1 protein-coding gene is annotated in these 300 nt (G+C 50.7%); it reads left to right on the top strand.

All coding sequences use genetic code 11. The features are described from left to right. Positions 1-42: 42 nt before the first annotated feature. On the top strand, positions 43-300 hold a 258-nt coding region (locus CWB98_RS23430; protein WP_138546972.1), incomplete at its 3' end, for a hypothetical protein.

Raw genomic sequence — 300 nt, 5'->3', positions numbered from 1 at the left:
CTGCACACTTGCGCCATTTTTAACGGAATAGAATTTAATCGCATGAACAAAGTAATCTTGATACCCGTGGCACTGACCGTTCTGGCTGGGTGCAATTCCACACCCAAAGCACACAATGACATGGTCAGGTTAAGCAGTTCAGAGGTCAACGAAGAAGCGCTCAAGCTGGAGCTTGCTTTCGGTAAGGCAACCACACACGTAGTGCCTCATGAAGGCAGCATAGACGCGGAAAGCGAGTCGAAAGGGCTGACTTCTGCCAAGCTTTCGCTGGGCTTCGGGCTTGAACTTGACGCCACCATT

This window comes from Pseudoalteromonas rubra, from assembly GCF_005887115.1.
Taxonomy (GTDB): Bacteria; Pseudomonadota; Gammaproteobacteria; order Enterobacterales; family Alteromonadaceae; genus Pseudoalteromonas; species Pseudoalteromonas rubra_F.
This window is presented reverse-complemented; position numbering and strand designations above follow the sequence as displayed.